A 4,249-nucleotide genomic window follows, 5' to 3' on the forward strand; every position below is an offset into this window, starting at 1 on the left:
TAGACCTTTGTAATTTCGCGCTCCGAAAGCATTTTTTCGTGTGCTTTTCCCTTGGTCTTAATGAAGTCGATCAACGCTAGACTCAGTGTTGAGTAAAGTGGAGAAGGTTTGGCTACCATATCGGTTCCTCCTTTCGTAAAAAACTCTTCTACAACTGGTCACTACCAGTTAATACCATTGTAAGTTTTTTTAGTGCTTTCGTCAATAGCGTTTCATAAAAAAGAGGGGACTATGAGGACTTTCAACCGAATTTCTCAAAAAATACTGTTAAGTGGATTTTGGGATTTTGCAAAAGAAGTTAAAGAATGCTAAAAATCGCTGAGTAGAGCCTCCTTTAAGTCAAAAATAATTTACATTAAAGGCGGATACTGATACGATAGAAAGGCAAAGAAAGGATGGCCGACATGGAAGGAAATAAAGTACAAAATTATAAGAGTTGTTTTGATATTATTGGTCCGATTATGGTGGGCCCTTCTTCTTCACATACTGCTGGAGCGATTGCGATTGGTGCTCTTGCGAGACAATTATTCGGAGGCACGCCAAAGAATGTGCGATGCGACTATTATGAATCATTCTCCGAAACGCATAAGGGACACGGGACGGATTTTGCGATTATTAGCGGAATCTTAGGTTTTGCGACAGACGATGAGCGCGTGCCGCGTGCCGTTGAGATTGCCGTATCCGAAGGAATGCATATTGAATTTGTCGAACGAAAAGAACCAAGCCCTGTGAATCACGCCAATACCGCGGATTTAATCTTGAGCGATGAGAAGCGTACGATTCGCCTCATTGGGACCTCTGTTGGTGGCGGAGCGGTGGAAGTGAAGGTCATCGAAGTCGATGGCTTTAAGATGGAGCTTACAGGGCCTCTTCCAATCTTGCTTGAAGTGGTTCCTCTTGGGAAAATGCCTGTTCTATATAATTTACTACATGAGCATGGCGTGACCATTTCAAAACAGCGAGTGGAAATGACAGAAGATAGCCAAATGATGGGATATGAGCTTGTTGATTTATTATCCCCAGAATTAAAAGAACAAATACAAACATTAAGAAAAACGCATGACATCTATATGTTTGCGTGATGATGAGGAAGGAAGTTTGCAATGTTTTCGACCATTAAAGAATTGGTAGCATTAGCAACAGAACAAAAGAAGCCCATTTCGGAAATCATGATTGAACAGGAAATGGAAATGACCCAGCAAAGTCGTGAGTACATCTGGGAGAAAATGGAAAAAAACTTACAAACGATGAAGAACGCCGTTGAACGAAGCGTGGAAGGAGAGGGTGTGTTCTCTCCAACAGGTTTAACGGGTGGCGACGCGTTGAAGATGAAGAAATATCGTGAACGTGGAAAAACATTGTCGGGCGATAGTGTTCTAGCGGGGGTACAATACGCGCTTGGAACAAACGAAGTGAATGCTGCGATGGGGCTTGTATGTGCAACGCCGACAGCAGGAGCGAGTGGAACCTTGCCAGGAGTTGTGTTCTCGATTGCCGATACGATGAACTTGAACCATGAACAACAAGTACGGTTCCTCTTTACTTCGGCAGCCTTCGGGATGGTCGTAGCCAATAACGCGATGATTGCCGGAGCGACAGGCGGATGCCAAGCCGAAGTCGGAAGTGCCAGCGCGATGGCCGCAGCCGCAGCCGTTGAAGCAGCCGGCGGAACGCCGCAAGAGAGTTCCGAAGCCTTTGCGACAGCGCTAGGGAATTTATTAGGACTCGTTTGTGACCCTGTTGCCGGCCTTGTAGAAGTACCATGCGTGAAGCGAAATGCAATTGGTGCAGGGAATGCCTTGATTGCCGCAGATATGGCACTTGCAGGAATTACAAACGTGATTCCAGCCGATGAAACCATCGAAGCGATGCGCAGTATCGGGGTGAGAATGCCACGAGAACTCCGTGAAACAGGACTCGGTGGATTGGCAGGCACAAGAACAGGTGTCGCAATTAAGATGCGTATTTTCGGGGAAGATGTTTCGTTGAACCCGGAACAAGAGTAGGAGGAATACACATGGCAAAAGAAATTGCTACATTTGCAGGAGGCTGTTTCTGGTGCATGGTGAAGCCATTTGACAGCCAACCAGGAATCGAGTCTGTGATCTCAGGATACACAGGCGGCCACAAAGAAAATCCGACATACAAGGAAGTATGTAGCGGAACAACAGGACATACAGAGGCCGTGCAAATCACGTTCGACCCAGAAGTATTCCCTTATGAAAAACTCGTGGAAATCTACTGGCAACAAACGGACCCAACGGATGCAATGGGACAATTCGTGGACCGTGGAGATTCATACCGACCAGTCATCTTCTACCATTCAGAAGAGCAAAGAAAGATTGCGGAAGCTTCAAAAGCAGCCTTGCAAGCGAGCGGACGATTCAAAAAAGATATCGTGACAAAAATCGAGCCTGCAAGTACGTTCTATCCTGCTGAAGAATATCATCAAGATTTCTACAAGAAGGATCCAGAACATTATAAACGTTACCGCGGACTTTCAGGTCGCGACACTTTTATCGGCAGTATTTGGAAATAAGAAAAAGAGTTAAAATTATCATATATGATAATTTTAACTCTTTTATTTGTTATTCAACTTCAGTATATTCACCGTCAATGATGGCTTCGTCAGATTCTAAGTACTCTTTAAAATCATCCGACAAATCATTGATAGAGACGTCATCTTCGATAAATTCGCCTTTTAATAATTTTTCGAAGGTATTAGCTAAACGCTCTGCGGAAGGTTTGAACGTGTAGTAAGTCAATCCTCCAGAGAACACACCGCCGATGACCGGGATGACCTTTGTAACGGTCTTTTGGACAGACATCTTCGTAATCTTCCAGCCGAGAAAGGCAGCAATCTTCTTCATAATCGGATACCACATTTTCTTTGTAAGAGCCGTAGTAACGACTTTCTTACCGACGTTTTCAGCGATATTTTTTGAAACTTTTGTAATCAAGGCTGCCGCCCCGCCTGCACCGAGCATAACTCCTAAATAACCAATCATTCGAGCCTTTGCTTCTTCTGGTAATTCATCAAACTCACCTGTAAATAACTCATCTTCTCCAAATAGATAAGCCAATTGTTGTGCTAGATTAAGTGAAAACCCAAAGTACTGAATGATATCTGCTCCTCCAGAAAGAGTTGCTGTAATCGGATTTGCAGGTAGTCCAGCCACAAAAGACGTTAAGGCTGTTTTCTTCGTAGTGTCATTAATAATTTTCGTGGCTCTTTTTCGTAAAGCTTCCGGCGTAAAAACGGATTGCGGTCCATTTTTTAGAATGATATCTAAATATTCGCTCCCTTTAAATTCCTTTTTAAGAAATTCCTCACGACTAACCTTCACAAAAGGTAGTTTTGTCGTTTTTGATAAGGTTGATAGCACTAATTGATTAAAATCCTCTGATTTATTACCCATTTTTCTCCCAACTTTCTTCTTCTGACGTTTTTTGCGCTATTTGCCCACATTTTATCAAAAAGAATTCTCTATTACAATATGAGTTTGGACAATGAAAAAATTATTTTTAGAAAGAAAAAAACACGCAATTACCATATATGGTAATTGCGTGTTCTTCCTCTGCATTTTTTCAAATAAAAACGATATAGTATATAAACTATAAAGCAGAAAAAGACCATATATGGTCTTTTTCGCCTTTCATAGTTTTAGATATTTGCTAAGTATGTTGTTAAACGAGCGACAACTTCTTTTAAGTTTTCCATTGAAGCCGCGTAACTGAAACGAACATAGCTTTCGCCACCAGCTCCGAAAGATACTCCTGGAATGAGCGCTACTTTTGCTTTTGGAGCAAGGTCACGAACGAATGCCCATGAATCAGTACCACATTTTGCAGGAATCTTCGCGAATAAGTAGAACGCGCCGTCAGGACTTGCCACTTCGAAGCCAAGTTTCTTCAACTCAGCCGCAAGATAGTCACGACGCTCGCTATATTCCACCATCATTTTCGCGCAGTCATCTTGGCCGTGTAACATCGCCGCAAGCGCTCCGTATTGCGCAAAGCTTGTTGGAGCTGTCACCATGTATTGGTGAGTTTTTACAACTTCGTTCATGAAGTGTGTTGGCCCTAAGATGAATCCGATACGCCATCCTGTCATTGCATGTGATTTTGACAAACCAGTGATGACAATCGTTTGGTCCGGTAAAATATTCGCAAGAGAGTAGTGTGTCTTGTCGTAAGTTAATTCTGCGTATACTTCATCGCAAAGCGCCCATAGTTGGTGCTCTTTAAT

5 protein-coding genes are annotated in these 4,249 nt (G+C 42.9%); 3 read left to right on the plus strand and 2 right to left on the minus strand.

Annotated features, from left to right (window positions below; all coding sequences use genetic code 11):
- Positions 1-404 precede the first annotated feature (404 nt).
- Genes sdaAB through msrA form a run of 3 tightly spaced genes read left to right on the plus strand, consistent with a single transcriptional unit; the run spans position 405 to position 2,539 of the window.
- Positions 405-1,082 carry an L-serine ammonia-lyase, iron-sulfur-dependent subunit beta gene (gene sdaAB / locus O3793_RS08760; RefSeq protein WP_371446935.1) on the plus strand — a complete coding sequence of 226 codons (678 nt, stop codon included), beginning with the start codon at positions 405-407 and terminating at the stop codon, positions 1,080-1,082.
- Between the two features lie 21 nt (positions 1,083-1,103).
- A complete protein-coding gene (sdaAA, locus tag O3793_RS08765; RefSeq protein ID WP_371446937.1) occupies positions 1,104-2,006 on the plus strand; it encodes an L-serine ammonia-lyase, iron-sulfur-dependent, subunit alpha in 903 nt (300 codons plus the stop codon).
- Positions 2,007-2,017: 11 nt separating this feature from the next.
- Positions 2,018-2,539, plus strand: a complete 522-nt coding sequence (gene msrA / locus O3793_RS08770; protein ID WP_371446939.1) for a peptide-methionine (S)-S-oxide reductase MsrA — start codon at positions 2,018-2,020, stop codon at positions 2,537-2,539.
- 49 nt (positions 2,540-2,588) lie between these two features.
- On the opposite strand, the gene O3793_RS08775 is transcribed toward msrA, so the two are convergent.
- Both O3793_RS08775 and O3793_RS08780 read right to left on the minus strand, forming a co-directional pair.
- A complete protein-coding gene (locus tag O3793_RS08775; protein ID WP_371446941.1) occupies positions 2,589-3,419 on the minus strand; it encodes a hypothetical protein in 831 nt (276 codons plus the stop codon).
- Positions 3,420-3,664: 245 nt separating this feature from the next.
- A partial coding sequence (locus O3793_RS08780) for an aminotransferase class I/II-fold pyridoxal phosphate-dependent enzyme (RefSeq protein WP_371446943.1) occupies positions 3,665-4,249 on the minus strand: 585 nt, incomplete at its 5' end.

The organism is Granulicatella sp. 20925_1_28 (assembly GCF_041433575.1).
In the GTDB taxonomy this organism is placed as follows: domain Bacteria; phylum Bacillota; class Bacilli; order Lactobacillales; family Aerococcaceae; genus Granulicatella.

Bases quoted from the DNA above. Each gene is read 5' to 3' on its own strand.
- sdaAB (WP_371446935.1), top strand. From the start codon at position 405: ATGGAAGGAAATAAAGTACAAAATTATAAGAGTTGTTTTGATATTATT.
- sdaAA (WP_371446937.1), top strand. From the start codon at position 1,104: ATGTTTTCGACCATTAAAGAATTGGTAGCATTAGCAACAGAACAAAAG.
- msrA (WP_371446939.1), top strand. From the start codon at position 2,018: ATGGCAAAAGAAATTGCTACATTTGCAGGAGGCTGTTTCTGGTGCATG.
- O3793_RS08775 (WP_371446941.1), bottom strand. From the start codon at position 3,419: ATGGGTAATAAATCAGAGGATTTTAATCAATTAGTGCTATCAACCTTA.